We start from the raw sequence: 25,466 nt of genomic DNA on the forward strand, positions 1-25,466 counted from the left end.
ACGCTTCGCGTGCCCCGGAATGACGCCTGGTGGAAGGTTCTCCGTCATCCCCGCGAAGGCGGGGATCCAGTATTCCAGAGGCCGTCCCGTATTGCCGAGAAGCCGCGGCGTACTGGATCGCCCGGTCAAGCCGGGCGATGACGGCGGAGTATTTGGAAAGAGTGGGACATGCATCACGCCGCCTCCGCAGCCAGGCCGAGCCATTGCCGCACGCGGGCGTCCGGGTCGGGGTTCTGCGTGACGTCGCTGACCACCGCGATCGAATCCGCGCCGGCGGCAAAGATCTCCGCGGCGTGCTCGAACTTGATGCCGCCGATGGCGACCAGCGGGATATCGCCGATGCGCTGCTTCCATTCGGTGATCTTCGGAATGCCCTGCGGCTCGAAGCGCATCGATTTCAAGGTGGTGAAGAAGATCGGGCCGAGCGCGACGTAATCGGGCTTGGCCTTGAGCGCGGTTTCAAGCTCGGCATCGTCATGCGTGGAGATGCCAAGTGACAGGCCGGCTTCGCGGATCGACTTGAGGTCGGCCTCGGCGAGATCCTCCTGGCCGAGATGCAGATATTTTGCGCCGGCGACGATCGCGGCGCGCCAGTAATCGTTCACGACCAGCTTGGCTTGCGTGCCTTCGGTGATCGCCAGCGCGTCGGTGACCATCTGCAAGGCCTGGCCGTCGTCAAGCTCCTTGGCGCGCAGCTGGATGGTGCCGACGCCGAGCCTGGTCAGGCGCTCGACCCACGCCAGGCTGTCGACGACGGGATAAAATCGATCAGGATACGGCATGCCAGAACGGGGTCCCAACGACGGGGGTGGAGGGGGAGGCGAAGTCGCGGGCGTTCATCAGCCCGGCTTCATAAGCGGTGCGGCCGGCATCACAGCCGAGGCGGAAGGCGTTGGCCATGGCGACAGGATCGGCGGCCTTGGCGATGGCGGTGTTGAGCAGAACGGCATCAAAGCCGAGCTCCAGCGCCTGCGCCGCGTGGCTGGGCGCGCCCAGGCCGGCGTCGACCACCAGCGTGATGTCGGGCAGCCGGTCGCGCATCAGCTTCAGCGCATCGCGATTGGTGATGCCCTTCGCGCTGCCGATCGGAGCTGCCCACGGCATCACCACCCTGCAGCCGGCATCGACCAGGCGGTTGGCGACCGAGAGATCCTCGGTGCAATAGGGGAACACTTCAAAACCGTCCTTGATCAGGATGTTGGCGGCTTCGACCAGGCCGACCACGTCGGGCTGCAGCGTGTCGTTGTCGGCGATGACTTCGAGCTTGATCCAATTGGTGCCGAACAGCTCGCGCGCGAGCTTGGCGGTGGTCACCGCCTCGCGCACGGTGCGGCATCCCGCGGTGTTCGGCAGCACTGTCACGTCGAGCTCGCGGATCAGCTTCCAGAACGCATCCCCGGTCTTGCCGCCCGCGGATTCGCGCCGCAGCGACACCGTGACGATGTTGGCGCCGGAGGCGCGGATCGCGTCCTGCATGATCGCCGGCGAGGGATAGAGCGCGCTGCCGATCAAAAGGCGCGAGGCGAAGGTCTTGCCGTAGAAGGTCACCATGTTGAAGGTGTCTCCGCAAATGCAGCTGTCATCCCCGCGAACGCGGGGATCCAGTACGCCGCGGCCGTGCGGCTAGAAACGTGAAGTCGCGGCGTACTGGATCGCCCGGTCAAGCCGGGCGATGACAGCGGAGTTTGTGATGAGTGCACCATCACCTCAGCCTCCCTGCCGCGGCGTGATGATCTCGATCTCGTCGCCGGCTTTCAAGCTCGTCTCGGCCCAGCGGCTCTTCGGCACGACGTCGTAGTTGAGCGCGATCGCGAAATGGGTGCCCTCGTAGTCGAGCTCGGAGAGCAGCGCATCGACGCTGGCCGCGTTCACCTCGCGCTGCTCGCCGTTGACGATCAAGCGCATAATACGATCACCCGCATTGCATCACCTCGTTGTCGATCTGGCCGCGCTCGACATAGGCGAGCGTCAGCTCGGCGAGCGCAGGCGCGATCAGGAAGCCGTGGCGGTAGAGGCCGTTGACGGAGATCGTCCTGCCGCGAATGCCAATGCGCGGCAGGTTGTCGGGATAAGCGGGACGAAGCCCCGAGCCGAACTCGACGATGCGGGCTTCGCCGAACGCCGGGTGCACGGTGTAGGCTGCGCCCAAGAGCTCCAGCGCGGAGCGGACGCTGACGCCGGTGTCCTCAGCCTCGATCGAGGTCGCGCCCAGCATGAACAGATTGTTCTCGCGCGGGATCACGTAGAGCGGCCAGCGCGGATGCATCAGCCGCACCGGGCGCGCAAGCTGCACCTCGGCCGTCTCGATCAGGATCATCTCGCCCTTGACGCCGCGAAGCTCGCTCTGCTCGTCGCGGGCACCGAGGCCGCGGCAGTCGATCACGATGCCGTCAGGGTCCTTGGCGAGATCATTCGCGGTCACGTCGCTTTCGAACTTGATGGTGCCGCCGGCGGCGCGGATGCGCTCGTGCAGCTGCGGCAGCACGCGGCGCGGCTCGACATGGCCCTCGGCCGGGAAGAACAGCGCGTCGCGGAAGCGGCCTTCCAGCGACGGCTCGAGCTCGGCGAGGCCGGCGGCGTCGAGCCGGCGGTGGTCCTCGGTCATGCGGGCAAAGCGCTCGAAGTCGTTGCGCTCGCGCGGATGGGCGACGACGAGCGAGCCGTTGAACGGCGTGTCGGGCAACTCGCGCCGCCAGATGTCGAGGGAGCGCAGCCCCAGGCGGCTGATGATGGGCTCGGCGATTTCCGCCTCGCAATAGGGCGCGAGCATGCCGCCGGCCCAATGGCTGGTGGCGTCCGTCATCGCCTCGTCACCGCGCTCGTGCAGGGTCACGGCATGACCAGCCTGTGCGAACAGCAGGGCCTGCCAAGCTCCCGCAATGCCTGCGCCGATGATGGATACCGGTGAATCCGGTCGCTTGGTCTTTTGCAACATCCCTGTCCCTTCGCCGGCATGACCCGGATCAGGTTCAAAGGGTCACCGCGGTCCTGGGCAGGATTGCCCATTTAGCGGTATCTCAGCTCCTCCTCGGAGCACCCCTCGGAACGGTGGTAATGTAGGACAGCGGGGCGGGGCGGTCAACGCGTGTTGCAAGGATGTCATTCCGGGGCGGCTCGAAGAGCCGAACCCGGAATCTCGAGGTTCCGGGTTCGACGCTGACGCGTCGCCCCGGAATGACGGTGATTACTTCGACGCCTGCGCCCGCGCGTTGCGGACGCGCTGGGCCAGCTTCTTGTGCGGGACGTTGCCGAACATCGGCTGCGGATTGCCGTTCGGCTCGAGCCACGGCTGGCCCATATTGGTCTCGCCGATATTTGCGACCTGCACGGCTTCCTGCCGCTGGCGCTTGGCGGCGTAGTAATAGCCGCCGGCGAAATAGCGCACGGCGCGGGCGTGGTCGCCATTGGCGGCGCGATAGGCGCCGGCGAGGTATTTCACGGCATAGGTGAGGTTGGTGTTGGGATCGCGCAGGCCGGCGGCGTCGCCGGTGTAGCCGACCCCGCGGGCGGTCGCGAGCTTGATCTGCATCAGGCCGATGGTGCCGCCGCGGCCGACGAGGTGAGGCTGATAGCGGCTCTCGCGCATGATCACGCGGTGCACCAGCGCTTCCGGCACGCCGTTGGCGCGGGCGTGGGCCGCGACCATCTCGGCATATTCGGCCTCACCGGCGAACGCGGCCTGCGGCAATGTCAGTCCGGCCGCGAGCAGCGCGGCAATGCGTAAAATTTTCATCAGATATTCCTGAGGCCCTTGGTGTGACCCGCCGCCGTTAGGCCCTCCGAACGCGGCGATGATGTGACCAAACGCCGCCAATGGCGATTTTGCGGCGCAGGGCCACTGTGACGACGCAATGGCGGGTTAAGGGTTCCCTCAGGCGGATGCCCGCTCGCGGCAGCAAGCCTGTCTATTCGCGCGGGCGCGCGAAAGCGAATAAGAAGACGCTGCAAAACGGGAGAGGTGCCATGACGAAAGCAATCCTCAGCGACACCCCCAGGCAAAATCCCTGTGCCCAGTGCGGCACGCCGATCCCGCGGCCCGACTGGATCGAGCCGGGCGAGGGCCGCGTCTCCTATCTCTGGACCTGCCACGCCTGCAACTATCGCTTCGAGGCGGTGGCGGTCTACGACACGGCGGCCGTCGAGCACCCGCCGCTCGCGGCGTAGGACATTCCGCCATGTAGCACGGTCTTCTTCACCTCTCCCCGCTGGGGCAAGGCGAAGCAGGCGCCTAAAGCGCGATGCGATTAGGATGAATTGTCATCGCGCTTTGGGTTGTCGTTTAAGCATGATCTTTTCGGAAAACCGCTGCGCACTTTTCCGGATCATGCTTTAGGCGGCGAGCCTGGGCTGCTGCCAGAGCGGCAATTGCATCCGCACGATCAGGCCGTGCGGGACGCGGTCGTGCAGCGACAGCTCGCCGCCATGGGCGAGCGCGATGGCACGCGCGATCGACAGGCCGAGCCCGAAGCCGGTGGATTCGTCCATGGTGCGCGCATCATCGCCCCGGACGAACGGCTCCAGCACCTCCTGCTTGCGCGCATCCGAAATGCCGGGACCGTCGTCCTCGACGTCGATGACCAACCTGCTGTCCGAGACGTCGAGGCGGATCGTCACCTCGGCGCCGAAGCGCACCGCGTTCTCGACGAGGTTGGTGATGCCGCGATGCAGATCGTCGGGCCGCGCGGCGGCGGTCGCCGATGCGGGCCCCTCGTAACGCACGGCATGGCCCATGTCGCCGAACTGATCGGCGATGAGCTGGAGCGTGCTCGCGATGTCGACCAGCGTCGCGGCCTCGACCTTGCGGTCGTCGCGCAACAGCGACAGCACCGATTCCAGCATCGCGCGCATCTGGTCGAGGTCGATCAGCATGCGCTTGCGGTGGCCCTCGTCCTCGATGAACTCGGCACGCAGGCGCAGCCGCGTGATCGGCGTGCGCAGATCGTGGCTGATCGCGGCCAGCATCCTGGTGCGATCCGACATCAGGCGCGCGATCCGCTCGTGCATGCGGTTGAAGGCGCGCGCCACCGAGCGGATCTCTTCCGGACCGCGCTCGGGCAGCGGTTCGGCCCCGCCGTCCAGGCTGAAATTCTCGGCGGCCTTGGCGAAGGACGACAGCGGAGCGGCCAGCGCGCGCGCCGCCCACAGGCCGAGCACGGTAACGCAGATGAAGGCGGTCATCAGCGCCATCAGCCAGGGCGCGCCCCAGAACCATGGCCGCGGCCCGCCGTCGACATGCCCGGCGATCATGGTGCCGTCGGGCAATTCGACGCCGATGCGGGATTGAGAGCCGCGCGAGGCCAGCTGGACCGCCTTGTAGCCGCGCCCGAGATGACGGCGCATCCCGCGCAGGGGCTGATTGTCGCTCTCCTCGACACTTGCGGTGCCAGGGGCGAGCATTTCGATGCCGAGCTTGGGGAAGGCGCGCGCGAGATCGGCGAGGAGGCGCGGCCGCTCGCCGGCCTCGGCCGCGCCGAGCAGCAGCGCGGCATCGGTCAGCTGATGCGCGCCGTCCGGCGGCGCGTCGGAGCGGTCCGGCCGGCTGATCAGGAAGGCGGTGGTGACGACGAGATGGAGCGCGACGGTCGAAGCCAGCACCAGCGCGGCGATCTGGCCGCCGATCCCCTTGAGGTGAAAGAACCCGAACGGCTTCATCGTCGGCGTCCCCGTCAAGTGTTCAGGGGCGCTGCGACCGCTTCAGTGCTCGCGGCTTGAGGGCTTGCCGCCTGAAGGCCTCCCGCTTGAAGGTTTGCCGCTTGAAGGTTTGCGACCTGCGTTCGCGGCGTGAACAGATAGCCGCCGGAGCGCACCGTCTTGATGAGGGTGGGATCGGCCGGGTTGGGCTCGATCTTGCGGCGGATGCGGCTGACCAGCACGTCGATGGAGCGCTCGAACGAGCCGGTGTTGCGCCCCTGCGTGAGGTCGAGCAGGCTGTCGCGCGACAGCACGCGGCCCGGCCGCTCGCAGAACGTGCGCAAGAGATCGAATTCGGCGCTGGTCACCGCGACGCGCGCACCTTCCGGATTGCGCAATTCGCGCAACCGCAGATCGATGTGCCAGCCCTCGAAGGTGAGCGTGGAGGCGCCTTCGATCGAGCTTGCCGCTTGCGCCGCGGCCTGGCGGCGCAGCACCGCGTTGATGCGGGCGAGCAGCTCGCGCGGGTTGAAGGGCTTCGGCAGATAATCGTCCGCGCCCATCTCGAGGCCGACGATGCGGTCGACGTCCTCGCCGCGCGCGGTCAGCATGATGATCGGCGTCTGCCCCTCGGCGCGCACCTTGCGGCACAGGCTGAGGCCGTCCTCGCCGGGCAGCATGACGTCGAGAATGATGAGGTCGACGCGGTGATCGGCCATGGCGCGCGACATCTCGCGGCCATCGCTCACGGCGGTGACGTTGCAGGCGTTGTTGCGCAGGTACTTCGCAATCAACGTGCGGGTTTCGCGGTCGTCCTCGACGACGAGGATGTTGGGATTGGGAATGGCCATGCGCCTTGTTTGTCCAAGATTCGGGCCAAATGGCGAGGATTTTTGTTTCGGATTGTTTCTGTCCGGCTTGCCGCAACAGGCCGCAATCGCGACGTCGCACAGCGGCAAGCTCTCGTTAAGGCCGTTAACCGTACCGTGACGTGGTCAGCGGCGAAACCCTGCAAGATCCTCTGATCGACGACAAGAGCTGACCCCCGAGCGACGCGGGTCGGCGCGGCTCCTCGCCACGATCGTGCTTCACCCAGGGCGCACGATCGTCGGCGGGGAACCGTGCGTCGCAATATGTTCCTGAGTGACGCAGGAACAGCCGCGCGTGCGCGCGCTCAACGCGACGAAATTGCGGCGTGCACGGAACTGCACGTGGTCAGCGCTGTTTTCTCCGCACGAGTTTCGTTGAAGGAGAGGACAACATGATGAAGTCGATCGTCGCCGGTCTTGCCGGCACCGCACTGCTTACGACCGTTGCGTTCGCGCAAGCACCGACCGCCACTACCGACAAGGCGGCGCCTTCCGCCACGACGTCCACGGCTACGACCACGGCCTCCGGCCAGTGGCGTACGTCCAAGATGGACGGCCTGAAGGTCTATAACGAAGCCAACGAGAACATCGGCACCATCAACGACCTGCTGATGGACAAGAACGGCGACATCAAGATCGCCGTGATCGGCGTCGGCGGCTTCCTCGGCCTCGGCGAGCATCTGGTCGCCGTGCCCTACGAGAAGCTGAAGTTCGTCAACGAGGCCGTGGCCTATACCGGCACCGGCACGAACCCGGGCGCCAGGCCCGCGACGACGACGACCACCGGCGCCGCCACCGGCACCGACAAGCCCGCTGCGACCACGACGTCGTCCGCGTCGAAATGGTATCCGGACCACGCCGTGTTCAACGCCAGCAAGGACGAGCTGAAGAACATGCCGCAGTTCAAGTATTCGGAGTAATGGGCTTCTAGCCATCTGAACGAAGCGCGCCCGGTTTTCACCGGGCGCGCTGTCGTGTCGTTTTTTGCGGCGCCCGGCTTGCGGCGAGAGGGAACGATAACGCCTCCCGCTCAGCCGCCGGCCTTGAGCCGCTCGTTGCGGCGGCGCAGGGCTTCCATGGTGGCGAGAAGGATGACCGACACACTGGTCAGGATCAATGCCGCGGCCGTGATGGTCGGGCTGATGTTCTCGCGGATGCCGCTGAACATCTCGCGCGGCAGGGTGCGTTGCTCGGGCCCCGCCATGAACAGCACGATCACGACCTCGTCGAAGCTGGTCGCGAAGGCAAACAGCGCCCCCGAGGCGAGGCCGGGCAGGATCAGCGGCAGGATCACGCGGCGGAACGCTTCGAGCGGCGAGGCGCCGAGCGAGGCGGCGGCGCGCGCCAGGTTGGTGTCGAAGCTTTGCAGCGTCGCGCCGACCGTGATCACCACGAAGGGCGTCGCCAGCGCGGTGTGGGCCAGGATCAAGCCGAGATAGCTGCCGGTCAGTCCGATCGGCGCGAAGAAGAAATACAGGCCGACCGCGGTGATGACGCCGGGCACGACGACCGGCGACAGCACGAAAGCCAGCACGAGCGGCTTGAACCGGCTCTTCCACTGCGCCAGCCCCAGCGCGGCCAGCGTGCCAAGCACCATCGATAGTGCGGTCGAGGCGACGCCGATGATCACGCTGTTCTTCAGCGCGTTCATCCAGCGCGGCGAGGTGATGAAGTCCTCGTACCAGCGCAAGGACAGCCCGGGCAGCGGATAGGTGAGGTAGGAGCCCGAGCTGAACGACAACGGCATGATCGCGAGGATCGGCGCGATCAGGAAGACGAACACCAGCGTGGAGACGACGATGGTCGCGGTCCACGCGATGCGTTGGCTGGGCGTGCGCAGGGCGGAATTGTCGCTCAATTCTTCATCCCTCCCGTGACCTGCTGGCCCTGCACCAGCTTGCCGTAGACGAGCGCCAGCAGAATTGTAGCCAGCAGCAGCACGGCACCGAGTGCCGATGCGAGGCCCCAATTGGCCGTGTCGGTGGTGTAGAGCGCGATGAAATAGCTGATCATCTGGTCGGCGGCGCCGCCGACGAGGGCCGGTGTGATGTAATAGCCGAGTGCCAGGATGAAGACGAGCAGGCTTCCCGCGCCGATCCCCGGCAGGGTCTGAGGCAGGTAGATGCGCAGGAAGGCGGTGACCGGCGGCGCGCCGAGCGAGGCGGCGGCGCGCAAGTAAGCCGGCGAAATCGCCTTCATGCTGCTGTACAGCGGCAGGATCATGAAGGGCAGCAGGACGTGGGTCATGGCCACGCAGACGCCGAAGCGGTTGTAGATCAGGCGCAACGGCTCGTCGATGATGCCAAGCCAGTGCAGGCTGTCGTTGACGAGGCCTTTGCTCTGCAGCAGCACGATCCAGGCGCAGGTGCGGACCAGAAGCGACGTCCAGAACGGCAGCAGGACGAAGATCATCAGGAGGTTCGATTTACCCTGCGGCAGCGTCGCCAGGAGGTAAGCGACCGGGAAGCCGAGGATCAGGCAGAGGACGGTGACGCTGAGACTGATGACGAAGGTGCGGACGAACAGGCTGCGGTAGATGGCCTGGTCCGGCGGGGCCGCGACGATCGCGCCGTCCACGTTCTGCACGAGGTCGAGCGCCGCCAGAAGGTAGAAGCCCGTGATGGGGCCGCTGGCGTCCCTGATCGTCGTCCAGGTGGCGCGTTCGCGCCAGGCCGGATTGATCTTGCCCAGCGTCTCCTTGGCGGTGCCGGGTTCGGGCGCGGCCTTCAGATTGCGGGCGGTGCTGGTCAGGATCGTGCGAAAACCGTTCAGCGCGTAGTTCAACCGCTTCGCCGCGATGGCGATGGTGCCGGCGGCGCGCGCCGCCAGCAGGTCGCTTGCCAGTGCTGAATAGGCTTTTTCGTCCGGCAGGTCCTTGCCGTCCCAATCGGCGAGAGCGGCTATGGTTTGAGGCAGAACCTGACGCACCTCCCTGTCATCGACCGCGCGCCACAACATGCCGGCGATGGGCCCGGCGAAGGTGAAGAGCAGGAAGGCGAGAAGCGGCGCGACCAGCGCCAATGCCCTGACCTGGCGTGTCCGCTCCGCACGCCTCAATCGGCGCTTGAGCGGCACCTCGGTCTGGGTATTGGCGCCGGTCAAGGACGCTGTTGTCATGGGGAGGGCCTGTTGGAGTGGCCTGAGCAAGCGCCTCGTCCTTCGAGACGACCGCTTCGCGGTCTCCTCAGGATGAGGCTCCTCGAGATCGGTGCCTGTAGAATCGTTGCCACAAACTTAGACCTCATCCTGAGGGCCCGCCGCAGGCGGGCGTCTCGAAGGATGCGCCACGGGCGAGCTGTCCGCCACGCATCCCTTACCCATTCGGCAAGGCGCTATTTCGCGGCCCATTTGTTGAAGCGCTCGGTCAGGCGGTCGATGTTCTCGAGCCAGAAGGCGACGTTGATCTCGACCGCGTTCTTGATGTTGTCAGGCGCAGTCGGCAGGTCCTTCAGAACGGCGGGGGCGAGCTTGGCGGCCGCGTCCTTGTTCGAGGTGCCGTAGGCGATGTTCTCCGACAGTTTCGCCTGGTTCTCCGCCTTGCCGACGAAGTCCAGGAACTTGTAGGCGGCGTCCTTGTTCGGGCTGCCCTTCAGGATGACCCAGCTGTCGAGGGTGAATAGTGCGCCGTCCCACACCATGCCGAAGTTCTTCTTCTCGTTCTTGTTCGCGGTGTCGATGCGGCCATTGTAGACCGAGGTCATCGCCACCTCGCCGGAGGCGAGCAGTTGCGGCGGCTGGGCGCCGGCCTTCCACCAGACGATGTCGCCCTTGATGGAGTCGAGCTTCTTGAAGGCGCGCTCGACGCCCTCGTCGGTCGCCAGCACCTTGTAGACGTCTTTCGGTGCGACGCCGTCGGCCATCAGCGCGATTTCCAGCGTGGTCTTCGGGCCCTGACGCAGGGCGCGCTTGCCTGGAATCTTCTTGGTGTCGAAGAAGTCGGCCCAGCCCTTCGGGGCTTCCTTCAGCTTGTCCTTGTCGTAGCCGAGCACGAAGTCGTAGAGGATGGCGCCGACGCCGCACGGATTGACCGAGGGCGGGATATAGGCGGCCTCGCCGCCGATCTTGGTATAGTCCAGCTTCTCGAACAGCCCTTCCTCGCAGCCGACCGCGAGCTCGTCGCTCTCGACCTGGACGACGTCCCAGGTGGCGGCGCCGCCTTGCACCTTGGCGCGCAGCACGCCGACGCCGCCGTCCCAGGACTCGTCGTTCATGGCAATTCCGGCCGCCTTCTTGAACGGCTCGAAGTAGACCTTCTTCTGGGCCTCCTGATAGGCGCCGCCCCACGACACGACGGTGAGGTCACGCGCCTGTGCAACCGTCGCCAGCGCAGCGCTGGCACCGAGCGCCGCGGCGAAACCCAGAGCAATCCTGCCAATCTTGCGCTTCATCATGGTCTTGGTTCCTTCTTCGTGCGAGTTGCGTTGAGGTTGCGTATTTCAAGTCCGCGTGCGTTGGATCAGACCGGATCGAGGGCGAGGCAATCCTCTGGGCGGAAGGTGATGAACACGCTTTTGCCATGTCTCAGGCTGCCATGTGCGCCCGGCTGAAGCTTGACCATAAACTCGCCGTTGCCGGCGACGTCGAGCACGGCCAGCGCGTGGTCGCCAAGATAGATGGTGTTCTGCACCCTCGCCGGCAGGCGGTTTGGTCCGTCGCTGGAGCTGTCGTCCGCGACAATGGCGATCCGCTCCGGCCGTACCGAGAGCGCGGTGGATGCGCCCGCGCCCGAGACGTTGACCGCCCGGGCGGTGACGGCGCCGCCACCGGTCAGCGCGACGCGGCAATAGTCCTTGTCGACCGTCTCGACGGTGCCGGCCAGCACGTTGTTCTCGCCGATGAAATGGGCGACGAAGCTGTTGACCGGGTGCTCGTACAGCGCGTCGGGCTTGTCGATCTGCTGCACGATGCCGTCGTTGAACACGGCGATGCGGTCGGACATGGTGAGCGCTTCGCTCTGATCGTGGGTGACGTAGACGATCGTGATGCCCATCGTCTCGTGCAGCTGCTTGATCTCCAGCTGCATCTGCTCGCGCAGGCGCTTGTCGAGGGCGCCGAGCGGCTCGTCCATCAGCACGAGCTGCGGGTTGAAGACCAGCGCGCGCGCCAGCGCCACGCGCTGCTGCTGTCCGCCGGACAGCTGTCCGGGCCGCCGGTGCGCCAGGTTTTCCATCTTGATCATGCGCAACGCCGCAGCCACGCGCTCCTGCACGTCCGCCTTGCTCGTTTTGCGAACCGATAGCGGGAAGGCGATATTCTCGGCGATCGTCAGGTGCGGAAACAAGGCATAGTTCTGGAACACCATGCCGATGTCGCGCTTGTGCGGCGGCATGGTCTTGATCGGCCGGTCCGCGAGATAGATCTCGCCATGGGTCGGCACCTCGAAGCCGGCCAGCATCATCAGCGTGGTCGTCTTGCCCGAGCCCGACGGGCCGAGCAGGGTGATGAACTCGCCCTTCCTGATGTCGAGATCGAGGTTCTTCACCACGAGGTGCTCGCCATCATAGGTCTTCTGAATGCCGGAAAAGCGCACCAATGCCGGCGGGGGCGTCACCATGCCGGCTTCCATGTTGTCCTCGGCTTGCCGCTACAATGCTTGTCAGCACCTCGTTCGAGGTGGCTGGGGGCAGCTTAGCATCCTCCGATGAGAATGCCAGCGGGCCGACCGACGATGAGGCGTGCGCTTCCGGCGAGTGTAGGCTATCGCATATGGCCCGGGGCAGCAGCCTGCGCGCGCGCCTCGTCCTTCGAGACGGCGCTTACGCGCCTCCTCAGGATGAGGCTAATCGGCGTGAGTGCCCTTTTGAAACTGCTGCCCCTCGCTCCGTCCTCATCCTGAGGAGCCCGCCTAAAGCGGGCGTCTCGAAGGATGGCTGCAGGGAAAAGCTCTCAAAATGCGATAGCCGTGCGAGCGAGTGAAAGCGCGCTACATCCCCGACAGCTTGCTCACATACACATTCAGCGAGCCGCCGGCTTCCGCGACCACGCGCAAGGTCTTGGAATCGAAGGCGATGTCGGCCAGCGTCAGGCTGTCGATCTTGGCGTCGACCTTGAGGCCGTCCTCACTCTTCTGGTAATCGGCGATTGCGGCGGCGATCTTCTCGCGGGCGTTGGCGGCGATCGGCTTCAGATCGAGTGTCGCCTTCTGCAGCAGCGCCTGCTGCATCTGTGGCACCACGGCGCGCGCCGCGGCGCCCAAGAGGCCAAATGCCGCCTCGGATTCCACCGCGAGCTGGATGTCGGTGAGCCGCAGCGTCTGTTGCGCCTGGTCGAGTACCGGGCGCCCCCAGATGTGCACGGTCGCCTCGGCGCCGAGGCCGAGCCAGCTCTTCTTCTCCTTGGCGCGCACCAGCAGCGAGATCAGCAGCCGGTCCCCCGACGGGATCACGTTGGCGCTCTTCACGGTGACGTCGACCGGGCCCGAGCCGTCCTCGGGATAGGTGCGGCCGACCATCTGCGCGGCGATCAGCTTGTTGATCTCGGTGAAGGGCACGTCGATCGGCACGCCGATGTTCACGCCGGTGCCGGTGGGCGGCACGATCGAGATCTTGTCGGGAAACGGACAGTTCGGCTTGGTCGGCGTCGAGGTGACGCGCGTCTCCGCTTCCAGGCCCAACAGCAGCGTCACGGCCTGCGCGTCGACGCGCGGCTGCGCGGCGATGGCGCGGATCGGTTTCATCTCCAGCCAGAGCGGCGGCAGCGCGGCCGAGGCGCCCGAGCCCTGCAGCGGGATCGAGCGGCACGCCTTGGCCCATTGCAGCTTCGCATTCTCGCGCAGGGAGGGATCGTTGCGGATGCGCTCGGAGACGATGTTGATCTGCTCGCCGACATTCTTGTCGATCAGCGGCTTCACCTGAGCCGGCACGTTGACCTTGGCGCCGGAGACATTGAGGTTGGTGTCGCCGAGATTGACCTGGGCGCCGAGATTGGGCTCGAGATGCCAATTGGCCGCGAGCTTCGGGCGCGAGGTGACGACCACGTTGCCCTTGATCTCCGCGCTGGCGTTCAAATTCTTGATGTTGACTGCGCCGATCCGTTTCGCGGCGTCACCGCCGAGCACGCTGCCGAGCGCGTCGCCGAGCGCACCCGTGGCCTTCGCCGACAGCGAGCCCGTCACGTTCAGCTTGCCGGAGAGCGGCGTCGAGATCGTCAGCACGTCCTTGTCGCCGGCCGCGGCCATCGGCCCGCGCACGGCGGACCAGCCGATGTCGGCGTTCTCCAGGATCTGCGAGATCGGGTTGTCGGCCTTCCCTGAGAAATTGCGCGGCGCGGCCTTCTCGGCCTGCTCGCGGATCGCCGAGAGCGCGATGGCGACCGGCGCGATCACGATCGAGCTCTTGGCGGCGGGCGGCAACGGAGGCAATTGCGCGACCGGCGGGGCGGAATTCGTCGCGCGCGGCGACAGCAAGTCCATCGCCTTCAAGCTGATGAAGAAGGACGCCGCGAGCACGGCGACGCCGACCAGGATGGTCTTCAGATTCAACGAAAGTCGCATCAATCCCCCAAGCCGCCCCGGTCGGGATTCTACAGGGCGAGCGAGCAGGGCGCTAGAGCGCACCGGTGGGGTGGAATTGCGGCGAACGGGTTAACGGCTGAGAAGGCACCGTCGCCGCGCGGTCACGCAGGACGCAGGACTAGCTTTGCCGCGGGCGCCGGACCGCTCTCACCTTGCCGCTAGTGCCACCACCGCAGAAGAAGCGGTCGCCGCCATCGGACTCCAAGCCTGACACGATCGTGCCGTCGGGCATGTCGAGTTGCTCGATCACTTTTCCCGTTTCGGGGTCGATCCGCCGCAAATCGCTGTCCTCGCCTTCCCAGGTGCCGTGCCAGAGCTCGCCGTCGACCCAGGTCACCCCGGTCACGAAGCGCTTGCTCTCGATGGTGCGGAGAACCTTCCCGGTTTCCGGGTCGATCTGATGGATCTTGCGCTCGCGATATTCCCCGACCCACAGCGAGCCCTCGGCCCAGGCGAGGCCCGAGTCGCCGCCGCCGCCGGGGGCCGGGATGGTGCCGAGCACCTCGCCAGAGGCCGCATCGATCTTCTGGATGCGATCCTCGGCGATCTGGAACAGGTATCTCCCGTCGAATGCCGTTCCCGCATGGGCGGCGACATCGATGGAGCGCGCGACCTTGCCGCTGGCCGGATCGACCGCGTTCAATCTGTCGCCGGAGGCGAACCAGACATGGCTGCCGTCATAGGTGACGCCATGCACGGCCTCCACGCCCTCAAACGGCCCGTACTCTCTGATGATCTCGGCGGCTGAACGCTTCATCTGCAAGCTCCCTGTGATGTGGTCCTAACGTTACGTCTTCAGGAGCGGCGTGGGGAGTAACAAGCCTGTCGGGAAACCCGGGACCGGCGGCGTCATCCAGCGCCGCGCCCGCCCGTGCCCGAAGCATTGCACCTTGTTCGCGCGCGCCAGCTCGTCGAGGGCCCGCTGCACCGTGCGTGGGCTCGTTCCCAGCGCCAGCGCGAGCGCCGAGCTCGACCAGGGCTCGCCGTCGGAGAGGAGAGCGAGAACGGTGGCGTGCTTTTCATCGACCGGCCGCGCCAACACGAGGATGTCGCGCGTCCTGCGCGGCGCCAGCGCAAATCCCTCTTTCGTTGCGTTCACGTCGGCGAGCGGTTTGAGCTTGGTGCGGAGCCGGCCGATCTCGACGCGCAACCGCGCGCGATGCGATTCATCGAGATGCCTGGCGCGAAACGCGCTCGCGATCAGCGTCTGTCGCGAGACGTCCGCAGGCCACGCCTGGGCCAGGATGCGGACGAGGGCAAACAGCACCGGCCGGGTGCCGAGCGGCACGACGGTGCCGCGCCTGCGCACCGAATGATGGAACGTGTCCACGACGAGCGCCTCGGATGCCGCCAGCTGCTCGACCTCCGCAAGCAGCAATGGCCGCTCCTCGCCGCGCGTGATCAGGCGCGCCGCCGGCGTGTCGAGCACGCGGCTCGCGCCTTCGACTTCGGCAGCGAGTGCGGGGATGGCGGCCTGCCGTGCTGCGCGGGCTGCCCGCGCGAGCGCTGCGCGCGCATCCTCCGATCGGAGCCGCCGGATGGCGATGCCGGCCAGCACGAGCTCGCGAACGACTTGTGAGGCCGGCGGCAGCGGCAAGGGGCCGAGACCGGCGAGCGTGCGCTCGGCCTCCTCGATATGTCCGAGCAGGAGAAGACGCCGCGCGGCGATGTGGCCGGCATGCGCCGCGTTGGCGAGATCGCCGTGCTTTTCGAGAGTCGCGCGCGCCGCGGCGAGTGTCCTGTCCGGCCAGTTCAGATCACGCGAGACCAGCGCGATCTCGGCTTCGGCCACCACGCATCTTGCCCGCGCCACCGCCTCGCGCGGACCGAACGCGCGCGCGGCGCTGCGCAGCAGCGACTTGGCCTTGGCGAGGTCGCCGAGCTGCGCCATCGCGATGCCGCGCAGCGCCAGCGACGGCGCGTCGTTGCGCAGCGCAACGCGGTTCAGGGCACCGAGCGGATCGCCCGCCTCCAACGCGCGCGCGGCGGCCGTGATCAGCGACTCCATTCAAATCCCGCCACACTTGTTACTCCCACCGCGCAACCGCGCGGTGCCAGAAATCGTTGTCGACGGCCAATGTGCGGTGAGGGGCGGGCGGTTCCGCGACACGCAGGCTGATCGCCCAAGCGAAGAATTTGGAGAGTCATGATGACATTAGCCCAGAACGAACCGAATAACGGACAGCCCGTCATGCAGACGCCGCCGGTGGTGTCGCCGCAGGACTGGGAGGCCGCCCGTCAGCAACTGCTCGTGAAGGAGAAGGCGCATACCCGTGCCCGTGACGCCCTGGCCGCCGAGCGCCGGCGCATGCCGTGGATGGAAGTCTCCAAAACCTATGCGTTCGAGGGGCCCGGCGGCAAGCTCAGTCTCGTCGACCTGTTCCAGGGCCGGCGGCAGCTGATCGTCTACCGCGCGTTCTTCGAGCCCGGCGTGTTCGGCTGGCCCGATCACGCCTGCCGCGGCTGCTCCATGGTGGCCGACCAGGTCGCCCACGTCGCGCATCTGAATGCCCGCGACACCACGCTGGTGTTCGCCTCGCGCGCGCCGCAGGCCGATATCATCAGGCTGAAGCAACGGATGGGCTGGATCATGCCGTGGGTCACCATCACCGACAGTTTCGACGCCGATTTCGGCGTCGACGAATGGCACGGCACGAACGTGTTCTACCGCGACGGGACGCGGATCTTCCGCACCTATTTCGTCAAGAGCCGTGGCGACGAGCAGATGGGCGGCACCTGGAATTACCTCGACATCACGCCGCTCGGCCGTCAGGAGGTCTGGGAGGACTCGCCGAAGGGCTATCCGCAGACGCCGACCTACAAATGGTGGAATTGGCACGACAGCTACACGGAAGGCGCCGCGCCTGACAAGAAGTGGGTCGAGATCTCCGACGCCGGCGAGAAGGCCTTTCGCCAGGAGGCGGCGGAAGGACGTGACTAGTCCCGTCGGCGCAATGGCCGGCGCCGGCCGCAATGGCGTTGTGGCGGCGCGCCACCTTGCCAGGTGGCTGTCCCTTGCGGCGACACCGACCTTCGCGATCATGGCCGTGCTGACGGCCATGGCCGGGGGTGGGCCGGCCGACATGTTGTGCGCCGCCGGGCAGGGATCGCTGCTCGGCGGCATGGTGCCGATGTATCTCTTGATGAGCGCGTTTCATTCGGCGGCGTGGCTGCGGCTGATGGCGGGGCGGCGAACTGCCGCCGGTGTGAACGCCTCGTCCTTCGAGACGCGCGCAAGGGCGCGCTCCTCAGGATGAGGCTAAGCAGCACCGTGGCCGTTCCGTCCTCATCCTGAGGAGCCCGCCGCAGGCGGGCGTCTCGAAGGATGATGTGATGCGCGCTTTGCCAATTCATGAAGCTAGGCAAAATCGCCGCGCATGAAGGCTTCCTTCTTGGCGCGGCTCCATTTCTTGAGCTTGCGTTCGCATTCGATCGCGTCGGTGACGCGATCGAACCATTGCGAGAATATCAGCGTCACAGGTCTGCGAGAATTCGTATAGCCGCCGAACGTGCCGGCGTTGTGCTGCGCGATTCGGATCTCGAGCTCGGTGCGCGTGGTGCCGATGTAGTAGCTGCCGTCGGCGCATCCGAGAATGTAGAGCCACGCGCCTTCGGTCATCGTGAACGCCTCGTCCTTCGAGACGCGCGCAAGGGCGCGCTCCTCAGGACGAGGCTAATTGGCAGTCCCGCCTTGGCGCAAGAGCTTCGGATGGATTGGCAGTCGCGCACTCCGCCCTCATCCTGAGGAGCCCGCCGCAGGCGGGCGTCTCGAAGGATGCGCCGCGATCATCGGGGCCGGACGAAACGGCCCGTCACTGCGAAGCCGCCTGGAGATACGCAACCACCTTTGCCGCTTCCTCAGCGGAGACGCCGCCATAGGGCTGCATCTTGTGGCCCGACACTACCTCGTCCGGCTTGACCATGAAGCGCGTCAGCTTGTCCTGGTCCCAGACGAAGCCGGCTTCCTTCATCGACGAGGAGTAGTTGTAGTCCGGCAGCGAGCCGGCCTTGCGCCCGAGGATCTTGTTGAGGTTGGGGCCGAGGCGGTTGTCGCCTTCTTTCATGGAGTGGCAGGTGCGGCAGGAATTGTTGAAGGCCTGCTTGTCTGCTTCATCGCCCGCAGGCTGCTGCGCGAGCGAGGCGGGCGCGGACGCGAGCAGCGCCAGTGTGGCGGCGCCGGCGATCGCGTGCAGCCACTGATACGGCGAGGATTGCAGGCGTGATTGCATTTGCGCCTCCATCGGGGACCGCGCCGCAGCTGGCGCGCGTCGACATGTCGAGGGCAAACGAAAGCGGCCCCGGCGGGTTCCGGGGCCGTTTGCGTCACGATGTCCTGTCGGTTCAGCGCGTCGCGGTCCCGAGTTCCGCGCGGCGCTCCGTCATCGGCAGCACCACGACCTTGGTGCCGACGTTGACCCGGGAATAAAGGTCGGTGACGTCGTCATTGGTCATGCGGATGCAGCCGGACGAGACGCGCTTGCCGATCGTCTCGGGGGCGTTGGTGCCGTGAATGCGGTAGATGGTGCCGCCGAGATACATGGCGCGCGCACCGAGCGGATTACCGGGGCCGCCGGCCATGTGGCGGGGCAGATAGGGCTGGCGGGCGATCATCTCCGGCGGCGGTGTCCAGGCCGGCCACTCGGCCTTGCGGGTCACCGACTGGATGCCGGACCAGGTGAAGCCGTCGCGGCCGACGCCGATGCCGTAGCGCAGCGCCTGGCCGTTGCCGAGCACGTAATAGAGATAGGTGTTCGGCGTATCGATGATGATGGTGCCCGGCGCTTCGCGCGTCGCGTAAGCGACGGTCTGGCGGCGGAAGCGGGCCGGCATCTCGACGGCGTCCTGCTCCTCGGACGGCTCGGTCTGATAGCTCGGCGCATGATAGGGCTGGAACGGCTGCGGCGCGGCCATCGGCGGCAGCGGCTGGAAGAAGGGGAAGATCTGCACTGGCGCCGCCTTGGCTGCACCTGCGAACGCGATTGCGGAGACCGCGACTGCGCCAATAGCAACGGCGCGCGAAAACGTCTTGAACGTGTCCGGATTGAACATGTGATCGCCCCTGTTTGCTCGGTGGTCTCGACCACCGCGGCACCGTTGCGGTGCTCCGTTGCGAAGATCACTAACGGCAAAACGTTTCGGGACATTTGCGCGGAAAACCGAAAACGGTTTCACCGCGGCAAGAATTGTTTCATGACAGTTTCGTGGCCGCAGGCGTCCGTTAACGAACAAAACGACGGGCCGACACTTCTATGACGTCACACGCCTGAAATATCCTTCGTTGATGGTCGGAAACCGAGAATCATCAAACTCTCGGGATTTTCCCATGCGGGTATTAATTGCGACGGACGCCTGGCATCCGCAGGTCAACGGCGTGGTCCGGACGCTGACCTCGCTGGCGAGTGCGGCCAAGGCCCTCGATGTCGAGATCGACTTCCTGACCCCGGACGGCTTTCCGTCCTGGCCGCTGCCGACCTATCCGGGCCTGCGCTTTGCGTTGCCAGGCAGCAAGGAAATCGCGCGGCGGATCGAGACCGCGGCGCCGGATGCCCTGCACATCGCGACCGAAGGCCCGATCGGCTGGGCCGCGCGGGCCTATTGCCGCCGCAACCGGCTCGCCTTCACCACCTCCTACACGACGCGCTTTCCCGAATACGTCGCGGTGCGGACCGGCATCCCCGCAAGCGTCGGCTATGCCGTGCTGCGCTATTTCCACGATGCCGCCGCGATGACCATGGTGGCGACGCCGTCGCTGCGGCAGGAGCTGTCCGAGCGCGGCTTCAAGCGGCTCGGCTTCTGGACCCGCGGCGTCGACACCGAGCTGTTTCATCCCGGTGCGCCGGCCAGGCTCGATCTGCCCCGTCCGATCTTCATGACCATGGGCCGCGTCGCGGTGGAGAAGAATCTCGACGCGTTCCTCTCGCTCGACCTGCCCGGCACCAAGGTGGTCGTCGGCGACGGCCCGCAGAAGGCGGTGCTCGAAAGGAAATATCCCGATGCGGTCTTCCTCGGCGAGAAGAAGGGGGCCGATCTCACTGCGCATCTCGCCGCCGCCGACGTGTTCGTGTTTCCGAGCCTGACCGATACGTTCGGCGTGGTGCAGCTGGAGGCGCTCGCCTGCGGCACGCCGGTTGCGGCGTTTCCGGTCACGGGTCCGAAGGACGTCATCGCCGATCATCCGATCGGCGCGATCGACCACGATCTGCGCAGCGCGTGCCTGCGCGCGCTCACCATGTCGCGCGAGACCTGCCGCAACTTCGCGCTGGAGCGCTCCTGGGAGAACAGCGCGCGCCAGTTCGTCGGCAACCTGACCTCACTTCAGCCCAGCCGCGCCTTGCGCGCCTCGCCTCGCATGGCGCGGCGGCCGGTGCGCGGTTGAACTTTCGTTAGAACCACAGCGAGAACCTCATCGATGGCTAAGATCATGAACCTTGACGGCACCCAGCAGCTCGACCTCACCCGCGGCACGGTCGAGCAGGCCTATGACCGCTGGGCCCCGGTCTACGACCTCGTGTTCGGCGGCGTGTTCGCCAAGGGCCGGCAGGCCGCGATCGCGGCCACTAACAAGATCGGCGGCCGCGTGCTCGAGGTCGGCGTCGGCACCGGCATCTCGCTGCCGCTCTACGCGCCGCATTTGCGCGTCTTTGGCACCGACATTTCGGAAGCGATGCTCGACAAGGCGCGCCAGCGCGTCGCCGAGGGCAAGCTAAAGAATGTCGAGGGCCTCGCGGTGATGGACGCCGAGAAGCTCGAATTCCCCGACAATTCGTTCGACGTGGTGATGGCGCAATATGTCGTCACCGCGGTGCCGAACCCCGAAAAGGCGCTCGACGAATTCGCCCGCGTGCTGCGCCCGGGCGGCGAGCTCATCATCCTCACCCGCGTCAGCGCGGATGCCGGCATGCGCCGCTTCATCGAGCAGAAGCTGCAGCCGGTGGTGCGTCCGCTCGGCTTCCGCACTGCCGAGTTCGCCTGGTCGCGTTATACGAAATGGCTGGCCGGCGCCCACGGCATGGAGCTAGCCGAACGCCGCCTGATTCCGCCGCTCGGTCATTTTTCGCTGGTGCGCTTCCGCAAGGTCGACGTCGCCAAGGCGGCTTGAGTTATTGCTCCTCATGGTGAGGAGGCGCGCAAGCGCCGTCTCCGGACGATGCTTCGCATCGCTCGGAGAACCATGAAGGCCCCGCTGCTACAGCTCGGCCTTCATCCTTCGAGACGCGCGCAAGAGCGCGCTCCTCAGGATGAGGGGAGAGAGTAACCCGTGCGTCATCGCGCCGCTGCGTGCCATCACATGACAAGATGATGTTGTCACACGGCGTACATCGAATCCCTTTAACCCCGTAGCCGAAGCATTTTGGGGAAGAGCATGATCAAGAATTATCTCGAGCAGCTGCGGATCCAGCGCTGGGACGACCATCGCTACTATCACCACAGCCGCATCAATCAGAGCCTGCACTTCGTCAGCGCGCTGAGCTTCCTGTTCGCCTATGTCTGGCTGTTCGTCGATCCCGTCGTCTCCGCTCTGGTCGGCTGGCTGGTCTCGATGACCTCACGCCAGGCCGGTCATTTCTTCTTCGAGCCGCACACCTACGATCACGTCAACCAGGCGACACACGAGTACAAGGAAGAGATCAAGGTCGGCTACAACCTGCAGCGCAAGGTGGTGCTGATGGCGATCTGGGCGGCCTCGCCGCTGGTGCTGTTCCTCGATCCGACCCTGTTCGGCCTGTTCACGCCGTGGCAAGGCGCGACCGACTTCATGCGGCAGGTCGCCAAGATCTGGCTCGTGGTCGGCGGCGGCGGCCTGCTGTTCCGCACCGTGCACCTGTTCTTCATTCGCGACGTCGAGACCGGCCTCGTCTGGATGACCAAGATCCTGACCGATCCGTTCCACGATCTGATGCTGTATCACAAGGCTCCGCTGGCGCTGATGCGCGGCGAGCTGATGGATCCCGGCCTGCACCTCAACCCCGAGCACACGCTGGGCCTGGTCGGCGAGCCCACGCTCGAAGAGCAGCACGCCTGATACGGCCCCTGCCCAGGTCGCGAATGTTTATGGTCTACGTCATGCCCGGGCTTGTCCCGGGCATCTACGTCTTGAAGTCATCGTGCGGAGACGCGTGGATGGCCGGGACAAGCCCGGCCATGACGGCTTCGGAGTATGTGGCCTCAGCGCCCAAGACGCTTGGCCAGCATCTCTTTCAGAATCTGCCGCTTGATCTGCTTGTTGGTGAGCACGCCGTCGTGCCACCAGAAGCCGTCGGCCTTCATCTTCGCGGCCGCGCGGACGACGCGTTCGGCGACTTCGGCGAAGTCGGCGTCGGTGTAGTTCAGGCTGAAGATCAGCCGGCCGGTGCCGACCCAGCTCAGCGCCAGACCTTCGGCACGCAGATAATATTGCAGCATCCAATTGTAGCGGGAGGGCGTCGTGTATTTCACCGTCCAGATCGAGGAGAAGTTGGCGAACCGCACCGGCAGGTCGGCGTCCTCCATCATCCGGTTGAGCTTCTGCACGCGGCCGTTCCAGGTTTCTTCCAGCCCGTCATAGATGGCGCGGAAGTTCGGGCTGGCGAGCCGGCTCAAAAACTCGTCCATTGCCGTCATGACATAGGGATGCGAATTGAACGTGCCGCGGGCGAAGCAGATATCGGCGGGACGGTCGTCGCGGAAGCGGCGCATCAGCTCGCGCTTGCCGCAGACCACGCCGACCGGCAGGCCGCCGGCGAGACTCTTGCCGTAGGTCACCATGTCGGCCTTGACGCCGAAATATTCCTGGGCGCCGCCGGCGGCGAGACGGAAGCCGACGAAGACCTCGTCGAAGATCAGCACGATGCCGCGCTGGTCGCAGACCTCACGCAGCTTCTTCAGCCATTCGGTGTAAGCGGCGCGGTCGAAATTGCCGCCGCGGGAGGAATCGACCAGCGCGGAATCGCCGGGCGCGTTGGCGTTGGGGTGCAGGCCTTGCAGCGGATTGACCAGCACGCAGGCGATGTCCTTGCGCGTGCGCAGGACGTGCAGCGTCTTCTCCGACATCTCGGCAAGCGTGTAGGTCTCGTGCGCGGGAATCGGGTTGCCGACGCCGGGCTGCACGTCGCCCCACCAGCCGTGATAGGCGCCGGCGAAACGAACCAGATGCGTGCGCTTGGTATGGTAGCGCGCCAGCCGCACCGCCTGCATGACGGCTTCGGTGCCGGACATGTGGAACGAGACCTCGTCGAGGCCGGAGATCCGGCAGAGCCGCTGCACGTTGTCGAGGATGACGGGATGGTAGGGGCCGAGCACCGGGCCGAGCGCATGCGCGCGCTTCTCGGCACCCTCGATGCACTCCTTGTAGAAGTCGTTGCCGAAGATGTTGACGCCGTAGGACCCCGTGAGATCGTGCGACGTGTTGCCGTCGACATCGGTGACGGTGACGCCGCTGGAGGATGCCACGAAGGTCGAGGTGCCCAGATGCTCGCGGACCAGGCGCGAGAACTGGAACGGCACGCGGTAGCTCTCGGTGAAGTTCAGGTCGGAGATCTTGTCCGCGGCCTCCTTCGTCATCGCGCGGCCCTTCGGGTAGCGCTCGGCGTAGAGGGCGGCGAGACGGAAGAAGCCGTCCTTGCGCTGCGCGGCGATGTCCGCCGGCGCGCCGTCGCACGCGAAGTAGTCGTTCTCTCCGAACTCGTAGAACGGGAGCAGCTTTGCCACCCGCCGCGACATCTTGGAGTGTCCGGCGAGCGAGCGGTGCTTGGCGCGGGACAACTCGATCCGCGCCTTGATCTTAGGGAAGACGGCGGCAGCGGACGCTGCGGCGGCCACGGACATCGAGAGAATCGGGAGTGTCGTTTCCATGACAACAAGCGCTAATACTGTGAGCTGACAGATTCATGACAGTCAAAGCCCTCATCGCCTCTTTCACCCAGCAGGAAGACATCAACTTCCTGTTGACCAACCGCATCCCCCGCGCGGCGCTGACCCGCTTCATGGGCTGGTTCTCCAAGATCGAGAATCCCTTCGTGCGGGACGTCTCGATCGCGCTGTGGAAGCTGTTCTCCGACCTCGATCTGTCGGAGGCGAAGAAGACCCATTTCAGGAGTCTGCATGATTGCTTTACGCGGGAGCTGAAGCCGGGCCTGCGGCCGTTCGATCCGGATCCTTCCATCGTCGCCAGCCCGTCGGACGGCATCGTCGGCGCTCATGGCAGGATCGCCGACACCGAGCTGTTTCAGGTCAAGGGCGCGCCCTATTCGCTGCTCGACCTCGTCGGCGATTCCGCGCTGGTCGACCAGCACCGCAACGGCAGCTTCGTCACGCTGCGGCTGACCTCGAGCATGTATCACCGCTTCCATGCGCCCTATGACGCGCAGATCGAGGGCGTCACGCTGATCCACGGCGACGTCTGGAACGTCAACCCGATCGCCCTGAAGCGGGTCGAGCGGCTGTTCTGCAAGAACGAGCGCGCGGTGATCCGCACGCATCTTTCGACCGGCGAGGCGGTGACGCTGGTGCCGGTCGCCGCGATCCTGGTCGCGAGCATCCGGTTGCATTTCCTCGATAGGGTGCTGAACGCGCAGACGCGCGGCCCGGTCAATTTTCCCTGCGACGTCAAGGCGGCCAAGGGCGAGGAGCTCGGCTGGTTCGAGCACGGCTCGACCATCATCATCCTGGCGCCCGGCGATTTCAACTTTTGCGACGGTATCGCCGAGGGCACGCGCATCCGTGCCGGCCAGGCGCTGCTCAGAAGAAAGTAGCCTTCAATCCGCCGTCCCCGCCGCCTATATCGTCGGTGGGGACGATTCGACGACGACGGATTTGGTGATGGCGCGGGCGCCGGTGATGGCGGCGGGTGGTATCGTGCTGCGGCGTGGTTCGACGCCGCTGATCGCGGTCGTGCGTCAGCGCAAGCGCAATGAATGGGTTTTGCCCAAGGGCAAGCTCGACGACGGCGAGACGCCGAAAGAGGCCGCGCATCGCGAGGTGCTGGAGGAGACCGGCCACGACGTCGCCGTGCATGAATTCCTCGGCACGCTCGCCTACCAGTCCGGCGGACGCGTGAAGGTCGTGCATTTCTGGCGCATGGAGGCCGAGGGCGGGCCGGTCCGCAAGCTGACGAACGACATCAAGGCGGTTGACTGGCTCTCGCTGGACGATGCGATCGGGCGGCTGTCGCGCGAATATGAACGCGCGTTCCTGACCCAGACCGGCCCCATCGCGCTTGCCGCAGCAGGGCTGGCGCCATCGCCGGCGCAATCGGCCGATGACATCGATGCGGCCTTGCAGACGTTGACACCCGCCGAAGCCGTCTCCGTCGAGGAGTTGCGGCACGGCCTGTTGCAAAAGGTGAAGGCCTGGCTGCGCGGCGAGGCGTGAAGTCTGGAGCGCGCTGCTTGCGGTTCGGAGACATCCGCGAGTTGATAGGCTGTAAGAGCCTGAGCTCCCTCCACGGAGGAGAGAGCGGCGTGCTCGACGTTGAC

The 25,466-nt window shown here is 66.0% G+C and carries 27 protein-coding genes and 1 riboswitch; of the genes, 9 read left to right on the forward strand and 18 right to left on the reverse strand.

Annotated elements, in window-relative coordinates:
- Positions 1 to 173: 173 nt before the first annotated feature.
- The 5 genes from D6B98_RS01745 to D6B98_RS01765 form a co-directional block, all read right to left on the reverse strand.
- Complete coding sequence (locus D6B98_RS01745; protein ID WP_126255221.1) at positions 174 to 782, reverse strand: thiamine phosphate synthase; 609 nt, start codon at positions 780 to 782, stop codon at positions 174 to 176.
- Positions 769 to 1,551, reverse strand: coding sequence for a thiazole synthase (locus tag D6B98_RS01750; protein WP_126255222.1), 783 nt, complete (start codon positions 1,549 to 1,551; stop codon positions 769 to 771). The genes D6B98_RS01745 and D6B98_RS01750 overlap by 14 nt, the downstream gene beginning before the upstream one ends.
- A 156-nt stretch (positions 1,552 to 1,707) precedes the next feature.
- A complete protein-coding gene (gene thiS, locus D6B98_RS01755) occupies positions 1,708 to 1,905 on the reverse strand; it encodes a sulfur carrier protein ThiS (RefSeq protein ID WP_126255223.1) in 198 nt (65 codons plus the stop codon).
- 7 nt (positions 1,906 to 1,912) lie between these two features.
- The gene (locus D6B98_RS01760; protein WP_126255224.1) at positions 1,913 to 2,935 is read right to left on the reverse strand and encodes an FAD-dependent oxidoreductase; all 1,023 of its coding nucleotides are present in this window, start codon (positions 2,933 to 2,935) and stop codon (positions 1,913 to 1,915) included.
- Positions 2,923 to 3,051: riboswitch (TPP riboswitch) on the reverse strand. It overlaps the preceding gene by 13 nt.
- Positions 3,052 to 3,184: 133 nt before the next feature.
- Positions 3,185 to 3,733, reverse strand: coding sequence for a lytic transglycosylase domain-containing protein (locus D6B98_RS01765; protein WP_126255225.1), 549 nt, complete (start codon positions 3,731 to 3,733; stop codon positions 3,185 to 3,187).
- 230 nt (positions 3,734 to 3,963) lie between these two features.
- Between D6B98_RS01765 and D6B98_RS01770 the strand changes: the two genes are divergently transcribed.
- Entirely contained in the window at positions 3,964 to 4,164 is a 201-nt protein-coding gene (locus D6B98_RS01770) for a hypothetical protein (protein WP_126255226.1), read from the forward strand.
- Positions 4,165 to 4,329: 165 nt separating this feature from the next.
- Here the strand turns inward: D6B98_RS01770 and D6B98_RS01775 are convergent, their stop codons facing one another.
- Positions 4,330 to 5,652, reverse strand: a complete 1,323-nt coding sequence (locus D6B98_RS01775; RefSeq protein WP_126255227.1) for an ATP-binding protein — start codon at positions 5,650 to 5,652, stop codon at positions 4,330 to 4,332.
- Between the two features lie 14 nt (positions 5,653 to 5,666).
- Positions 5,667 to 6,482, reverse strand: coding sequence for a response regulator (locus D6B98_RS01780; RefSeq protein WP_126255228.1), 816 nt, complete (start codon positions 6,480 to 6,482; stop codon positions 5,667 to 5,669).
- A gap of 410 nt (positions 6,483 to 6,892) precedes the next feature.
- Here D6B98_RS01780 and D6B98_RS01785 point away from each other — a divergent pair, with 410 nt between their 5' ends.
- On the forward strand, positions 6,893 to 7,420 hold the full coding sequence (locus D6B98_RS01785; protein ID WP_126255229.1) for a PRC-barrel domain-containing protein: 528 nt from the start codon (positions 6,893 to 6,895) through the stop codon (positions 7,418 to 7,420).
- A gap of 110 nt (positions 7,421 to 7,530) precedes the next feature.
- Here the strand turns inward: D6B98_RS01785 and D6B98_RS01790 are convergent, their stop codons facing one another.
- From D6B98_RS01790 to D6B98_RS01820, 7 genes are all read right to left on the reverse strand, one after another.
- Positions 7,531 to 8,358: an ABC transporter permease gene (locus D6B98_RS01790; protein ID WP_164718322.1), complete on the reverse strand. Its 828-nt coding sequence runs from the start codon at positions 8,356 to 8,358 to the stop codon at positions 7,531 to 7,533.
- A complete protein-coding gene (locus D6B98_RS01795) occupies positions 8,355 to 9,617 on the reverse strand; it encodes an ABC transporter permease (protein WP_126255230.1) in 1,263 nt (420 codons plus the stop codon). The genes D6B98_RS01790 and D6B98_RS01795 overlap by 4 nt, the downstream gene beginning before the upstream one ends.
- Before the next feature lie 215 nt (positions 9,618 to 9,832).
- On the reverse strand, positions 9,833 to 10,891 hold the full coding sequence (locus tag D6B98_RS01800) for an ABC transporter substrate-binding protein (RefSeq protein ID WP_126255231.1): 1,059 nt from the start codon (positions 10,889 to 10,891) through the stop codon (positions 9,833 to 9,835).
- Between the two features lie 65 nt (positions 10,892 to 10,956).
- Complete coding sequence (locus D6B98_RS01805; protein ID WP_126255232.1) at positions 10,957 to 12,066, reverse strand: ABC transporter ATP-binding protein; 1,110 nt, start codon at positions 12,064 to 12,066, stop codon at positions 10,957 to 10,959.
- A gap of 357 nt (positions 12,067 to 12,423) precedes the next feature.
- Positions 12,424 to 13,992, reverse strand: coding sequence for a DUF4403 family protein (locus tag D6B98_RS01810; RefSeq protein WP_126255233.1), 1,569 nt, complete (start codon positions 13,990 to 13,992; stop codon positions 12,424 to 12,426).
- A gap of 139 nt (positions 13,993 to 14,131) precedes the next feature.
- Entirely contained in the window at positions 14,132 to 14,770 is a 639-nt protein-coding gene (locus D6B98_RS01815; RefSeq protein ID WP_126255234.1) for a Vgb family protein, read from the reverse strand.
- 30 nt (positions 14,771 to 14,800) lie between these two features.
- A complete protein-coding gene (locus tag D6B98_RS01820; protein ID WP_126255235.1) occupies positions 14,801 to 16,021 on the reverse strand; it encodes a winged helix-turn-helix domain-containing protein in 1,221 nt (406 codons plus the stop codon).
- A gap of 141 nt (positions 16,022 to 16,162) precedes the next feature.
- Between D6B98_RS01820 and D6B98_RS01825 the strand changes: the two genes are divergently transcribed.
- Together D6B98_RS01825 and D6B98_RS01830 are read left to right on the forward strand one after the other, a co-directional pair.
- Positions 16,163 to 16,954 carry a DUF899 domain-containing protein gene (locus D6B98_RS01825; protein WP_430644558.1) on the forward strand — a complete coding sequence of 264 codons (792 nt, stop codon included), beginning with the start codon at positions 16,163 to 16,165 and terminating at the stop codon, positions 16,952 to 16,954.
- Positions 16,947 to 17,270, forward strand: a complete 324-nt coding sequence (locus tag D6B98_RS01830) for a hypothetical protein (RefSeq protein WP_245481205.1) — start codon at positions 16,947 to 16,949, stop codon at positions 17,268 to 17,270. Before D6B98_RS01825 ends, D6B98_RS01830 begins: the two co-directional genes overlap by 8 nt.
- Positions 17,271 to 17,371: 101 nt before the next feature.
- Here D6B98_RS01830 and D6B98_RS01835 read toward each other — a convergent pair whose 3' ends face one another.
- The 3 genes from D6B98_RS01835 to D6B98_RS01845 all read right to left on the reverse strand — a co-directional run bounded on the left by D6B98_RS01835 (position 17,372) and on the right by D6B98_RS01845 (position 19,062).
- Complete coding sequence (locus tag D6B98_RS01835; protein WP_164718323.1) at positions 17,372 to 17,632, reverse strand: GIY-YIG nuclease family protein; 261 nt, start codon at positions 17,630 to 17,632, stop codon at positions 17,372 to 17,374.
- A gap of 193 nt (positions 17,633 to 17,825) precedes the next feature.
- A complete protein-coding gene (locus D6B98_RS01840) occupies positions 17,826 to 18,242 on the reverse strand; it encodes a c-type cytochrome (RefSeq protein WP_245481207.1) in 417 nt (138 codons plus the stop codon).
- A 112-nt stretch (positions 18,243 to 18,354) separates the two neighbouring features.
- Positions 18,355 to 19,062 (reverse strand): L,D-transpeptidase, encoded by a 708-nt coding sequence (locus D6B98_RS01845; RefSeq protein WP_126255238.1) that lies wholly within the window; start codon positions 19,060 to 19,062, stop codon positions 18,355 to 18,357.
- A gap of 274 nt (positions 19,063 to 19,336) precedes the next feature.
- Here D6B98_RS01845 and D6B98_RS01850 point away from each other — a divergent pair, with 274 nt between their 5' ends.
- The 3 genes from D6B98_RS01850 to D6B98_RS01860 all read left to right on the forward strand — a co-directional run bounded on the left by D6B98_RS01850 (position 19,337) and on the right by D6B98_RS01860 (position 22,036).
- Positions 19,337 to 20,389, forward strand: coding sequence for a glycosyltransferase family 4 protein (locus tag D6B98_RS01850; protein ID WP_126255239.1), 1,053 nt, complete (start codon positions 19,337 to 19,339; stop codon positions 20,387 to 20,389).
- A gap of 33 nt (positions 20,390 to 20,422) precedes the next feature.
- On the forward strand, positions 20,423 to 21,112 hold the full coding sequence (locus tag D6B98_RS01855; RefSeq protein ID WP_126255240.1) for a class I SAM-dependent methyltransferase: 690 nt from the start codon (positions 20,423 to 20,425) through the stop codon (positions 21,110 to 21,112).
- Between the two features lie 264 nt (positions 21,113 to 21,376).
- Positions 21,377 to 22,036: a hypothetical protein gene (locus D6B98_RS01860; RefSeq protein ID WP_126255241.1), complete on the forward strand. Its 660-nt coding sequence runs from the start codon at positions 21,377 to 21,379 to the stop codon at positions 22,034 to 22,036.
- Positions 22,037 to 22,179: 143 nt separating this feature from the next.
- Here D6B98_RS01860 and D6B98_RS01865 read toward each other — a convergent pair whose 3' ends face one another.
- Complete coding sequence (locus D6B98_RS01865; protein WP_126255242.1) at positions 22,180 to 23,844, reverse strand: aminotransferase class III-fold pyridoxal phosphate-dependent enzyme; 1,665 nt, start codon at positions 23,842 to 23,844, stop codon at positions 22,180 to 22,182.
- Positions 23,845 to 23,879: 35 nt separating this feature from the next.
- On the opposite strand from D6B98_RS01865, the gene asd reads away from it, so the two are divergent.
- Both asd and D6B98_RS01875 read left to right on the forward strand, forming a co-directional pair.
- Positions 23,880 to 24,743 (forward strand): archaetidylserine decarboxylase, encoded by an 864-nt coding sequence (gene asd, locus D6B98_RS01870; protein ID WP_126255243.1) that lies wholly within the window; start codon positions 23,880 to 23,882, stop codon positions 24,741 to 24,743.
- A 67-nt stretch (positions 24,744 to 24,810) separates the two neighbouring features.
- Positions 24,811 to 25,362 (forward strand): NUDIX hydrolase, encoded by a 552-nt coding sequence (locus D6B98_RS01875; RefSeq protein WP_126255244.1) that lies wholly within the window; start codon positions 24,811 to 24,813, stop codon positions 25,360 to 25,362.
- The last annotated feature ends 104 nt before the right edge of the window (positions 25,363 to 25,466 follow it).

Origin of the sequence: Bradyrhizobium sp. LVM 105 (assembly GCF_003957705.1) — a bacterium.
GTDB lineage: Bacteria > Pseudomonadota > Alphaproteobacteria > Rhizobiales > Xanthobacteraceae > Bradyrhizobium > Bradyrhizobium frederickii.